Annotated in this window: 4 protein-coding genes; 3 read left to right on the top strand and 1 reads right to left on the bottom strand. The window is 67.7% G+C overall.

Features of this window, described 5'->3' with window-relative positions; translation table 11 throughout:
- Both B9G38_RS14670 and B9G38_RS14675 read left to right on the top strand, forming a co-directional pair.
- Nucleotides 1-632, top strand: a 632-nt coding sequence (locus B9G38_RS14670; protein WP_394334932.1) for a type I glyceraldehyde-3-phosphate dehydrogenase, incomplete at its 5' end; no start/stop codon positions are given.
- Between the two features lie 96 nt (nt 633-728).
- Nucleotides 729-1,961: a phosphoglycerate kinase gene (locus tag B9G38_RS14675; protein WP_086220869.1), complete on the top strand. Its 1,233-nt coding sequence runs from the start codon at nt 729-731 to the stop codon at nt 1,959-1,961.
- 28 nt (nt 1,962-1,989) lie between these two features.
- Here B9G38_RS14675 and lrp read toward each other — a convergent pair whose 3' ends face one another.
- Nucleotides 1,990-2,448 carry an HTH-type transcriptional regulator Lrp gene (gene lrp / locus B9G38_RS14680; protein WP_004597351.1) on the bottom strand — a complete coding sequence of 153 codons (459 nt, stop codon included), beginning with the start codon at nt 2,446-2,448 and terminating at the stop codon, nt 1,990-1,992.
- 126 nt (nt 2,449-2,574) lie between these two features.
- Between lrp and glnA the strand changes: the two genes are divergently transcribed.
- Nucleotides 2,575-3,945 carry a type I glutamate--ammonia ligase gene (gene glnA / locus B9G38_RS14685; protein WP_086220870.1) on the top strand — a complete coding sequence of 457 codons (1,371 nt, stop codon included), beginning with the start codon at nt 2,575-2,577 and terminating at the stop codon, nt 3,943-3,945.
- Nucleotides 3,946-4,214: the final 269 nt, after the last annotated feature.

A 4,214-nucleotide genomic window follows, 5' to 3' on the forward strand; every position in this document is an offset into this window, starting at 1 on the left:
AGCCGGTCAAACAGCTCGTCTACGGCGTCAACCACGACGAGTACGAGGGCGACGACGTGATCTCGAACGCCTCCTGTACCACGAACTCCATCACGCCGGTCGCGAAGGTGCTCGACGCGGAGTTCGGGATCGACGCCGGCACCCTCACGACCGTCCACGCGTACACCGGCTCGCAGAGCCTCATCGACGGCCCGATGGCCAAGCGCCGCCGCGGGCGCGCGGCCGCCGAGAACATCGTCCCCACCTCTACCGGCGCCGCGGGCGCCGCGCAGGAAGTCCTCCCGCAGCTGGAGGGGAAGATCGACGGGATGGCGATGCGCGTCCCGGTCCCGACCGGCTCGCTCACCGAGTTCGTCGTCAGCCTCGACGAGACGGTCACCGCGGAGGAGGTCAACGCCGCCTTCCGCGACGCAGCCGACTCCGGCCCGCTCGCGGGCGTCTTGGGCTACACCGACGACGAGGTCGTCTCCTCGGACATCGTCGGCCTCCCCTTCTCCAGCTACGTCGACCTCGGGTCGACGAACGTCATCGCCGGCGGGAAGCTGCTGAAGATCCTCACCTGGTACGACAACGAGTACGGCTTCTCGAACCGGATGCTCGACATGGCCGCGTACGTCCACGACGAGGCCTGAGCGCCCGACCGCGGCTGACGAACGAACCCGACAGCCGGGCGGCAACGTTCCCCCGGAGAACCACTTCTTAAATATTTCATCGACGACCGTTCACCCATGCCCACGTTCGACACCATCGACGACCTCCCGGCAGACAAACGCGTCCTCGTTCGGCTCGACCTCAACTCGCCGATCGAGGACGGAACACCGCAGGACAACCGCCGCTTCGAGCGCCACGCGGAGACCGTCCGCGAACTGGCCGACGCGGGCCACCGCGTCGTGCTCATGGCCCATCAGGGCCGCCCCGGCCGCGACGACTTCACGTCGCTCGCCGGCCACGCCGAGATCCTCGCCGACCACGTCGGGCGCGACGTGGCGTTCGTGGCCGACACGTACGGCGACGAGGCGCTGGCGGCGATCGACGCGCTCGGCGCGGGCGAGGTCCTCCTGTTGGAGAACGCCCGGATGTGCGAGGACGAACTCCCGGAGGCGTCGCCCGAGGAGAAGGCGGAGACGGCGTTCGTCGAGGCGCTCGCGCCGCGCTTCGACGCGTACGTCAACGACGCGTACTCGGCGGCGCACCGGAAACACGCCTCGCTCGTCGGCTTCCCGCTCGTCCTCCCCGCGTACGCGGGCCGCGTGATGGAGACCGAGTACGAGGCGAACACCACCATCGCCACCCGCCAGTTCGACGGCCCCGTCACGATGGTCGTCGGCGGGACGAAGGCGACCGACGTGATCGGCGTGATGGACGCGTTGGACGACCGCGTCGACCGCTTCCTGCTCGGGGGCGTCGCGGGCGAGCTCTTCTTACGCGCCGCGGGGCACCCGGTCGGCCACGACGTGGGCGAGATGGACCTCTTCGACGAGCAGTGGGAGCGGAACCGCGAGCTGATCGAGTCGGTCCTCGACGAGCGGGGCGACGCGATCCGCCTCGCGAGCGACCTCGCGTACGAGGGGGAGGACGGCGAGCGCGCCGAGGTCGCGGTCGACGACATAGCGGAGAAGGAGACGGGGTACCTCGACGTGGGCGCGGCGACGGTGGACGACTACGAGCCGCCGATCCGCGAGTCCGACGCCGTCTTCGTGAAGGGCGCGCTCGGCGTCTTCGAGGACGAGCGGTTCGCCGACGGCACCGTCGGCGTCCTCGAAGCGATCGCGGAGACGGACTGCTTCTCGGTCGTCGGCGGCGGCGACACCTCGCGGGCCATCGAGATGTACGGCATGGACGAGGGCGACTTCTCGCACGTCTCCATCGCGGGCGGCGCGTACATCCGCGCGCTGACGGGCGAGCCGCTCCCGGCGGTGGAGGCCTTGGAGGCCGCGGCGGAGCGGCGAGCGGAGAACTGAGGGAGGACCGGTCCGGCGTCCGGGCGAACTACTCCTCGACGTCGAGGTCGAACTGCTCGTTCTCCGTGACGGCGTTCAAGACGACGCTCGTGTTCGACTCGCGGATGTCCGCGTCCGTGAGGATCGACTTGATCTGGTCGTTCATCCCGTCCGTGTCGGTGAACTTCCCGATGGCGATCACGTCGTAGTCGCCGGTGACCTCGTAGACGCTCACCATCTGTTTCTCCTGGCGCAGCTTCTCGGTGACGTCCGGCAGCGCGCTCCCCTCGACCTTGAGCTGGAGCACGGCCGTCACGTCGTAACCGAGCTTGTCGTAGTCGACGACGGGGGTGTACCCCCGAATCACGCCCTCCTCTTCGAGGTCGCGGAGGTGGTTCGAAACGGTCGTCACGGACACGTCGAGCTCGTCGCCCAGGCTCCGGAGGCTCGCGCGGCCGTTGCTGAGTAGCGAGTTGATGAGCTTCGCGTCGAGGTTTTCGTACGTCATCACACCAATTCACGCGTTCGGGGGTTTAGAATTTTACGAACGTCCAGCAGTTTTGCCTGTCCGGCGGTTCATGCGCCAAGCGATAAGGCCTTTATACTGGCAGATAAGGAATCAAGCGTCCAGAACATGACGGACGAACACGCGAAACCGGACGGCGGCCTCACGGCCGAGGAACAGGCGGTGCTCGACGAGATCGAAGAGGAGAACGTCGACTTCCTGCGGCTCCAGTTCACCGACATCCTCGGCGTCGTGAAGAACGTCTCCGTCCCCGCCCACCAGGCGGAGAAGGCGTTCACCGAGGGCATCTACTTCGACGGCTCCTCCATCGAGGGGTTCGTACGCATCCAGGAGTCGGACATGCGGCTCGTCCCCGACCCCGACACCTTCGCGGTGCTCCCGTGGCGCAGCGACGGCGACGGCGACAGCGGCGCCGCGCGGCTCATCTGTGACATCGTGACCACCGACGGCGAGCCCTTCGTCGGCGGGCCGCGGCAGGTCCTCAAGAGCGTCCTCGAGGAGGCCGAGGAGATGGGCTACTCCGTCTCGATCGGTCCGGAGCCGGAGTTCTTCCTGTTCGAGAAGGACGACGACGGCAACGCGACCACGATCCCCCACGACAACGGCGGGTACTTCGACCTGGCGCCGAAGGACCTCGCGTCCGACGTGCGCAAGGAGATCATCTTCACCCTCGAGGAGATGGGCTTCGAGATCGAGGCCTCCCACCACGAGGTCGCCGAGGGGCAACACGAGATCAACTTCAAGTACGACGACGCGCTCACGACCGCGGACAACATCGCGACGTTCCGCGCGGTCGTCCGCGCGGTCGCCGAGCAGCACGACCTCCACGCGACGTTCATGCCCAAGCCGATCGCCGACATCAACGGCTCGGGGATGCACAGCCACATCTCGCTGTTCGACGAGGACGGCAACGCGTTCGCCGACGACGGCGACGAGTTCAACCTCAGCGAGACGGCCTACCAGTTCATGGGCGGCATCCTGAACCACGCGCCCGCGTTCACGGCCGTGACGAACCCGACCGTGAACTCCTACAAGCGCCTGGTGCCCGGCTACGAGGCGCCCATCTACGTGGCGTGGTCCGACACGAACCGCTCCGCGCTCGTCCGCGTCCCGGACGCCGCGGGCGTCTCCGCGCGGTTCGAGGTCCGCAGCCCCGACCCGTCCTGTAACCCCTACCTCGGGATGGCGTCGCTCATCGCCGCCGGCCTCGACGGGATCAAGACCGAGGCCGACCCGGGCGACCCGGTCCGCGAGGACATCTACGAGTTCGACGACGCGAAGCGTCAGGAGTACGGGATCGAGACGCTCCCGCCGAACCTCGGCGCCGCCGTCGAGGAGCTAGAGGAGGACGAGGTGCTTCAGGACGCGCTCGGGCCCCACACGTCCGAGAAGTTCGCCGAGGCGAAGTCCCAGGAGTTCAGTGAGTACCTCACCCAGGTGTCGCAGTGGGAGGAGGACCGCTACCTGGAGACGTTCTGAGGCGACCGCGCGCTCGCGGTTTTCTCGGTTCTTTCGGCGCCCGTCTCGTCCGGTTTCAGTTTCTACATCTCTTTCGAGTGAGGGAGTCGCTCCCGACGAACGATCGATAGCGGGAGTGAGTAGCGCAGATCGCCGGCCGCGATGTCGTGTTTAAAAAGTCCTGAACGACAGCGACGGGGGCGTATAAAGGGTAGGCGGCGGCGCGCCTGCGAGCGGCCGCCACCGGCGGCCGCGAGCCAGCCCGCGAGGGACGCGGTGAGCGCTCGGAG

The sequence above is a fragment of the Halorubrum sp. SD612 genome (assembly GCF_002135005.1).

Excerpts from the sequence above, each read along its gene's own strand:
- B9G38_RS14675 (WP_086220869.1), top strand. The coding sequence starts at position 729 with ATGCCCACGTTCGACACCATCGACGACCTCCCGGCAGACAAACGCGTC.
- lrp (WP_004597351.1), bottom strand. The coding sequence starts at position 2,448 with ATGACGTACGAAAACCTCGACGCGAAGCTCATCAACTCGCTACTCAGC.
- glnA (WP_086220870.1), top strand. The coding sequence starts at position 2,575 with ATGACGGACGAACACGCGAAACCGGACGGCGGCCTCACGGCCGAGGAA.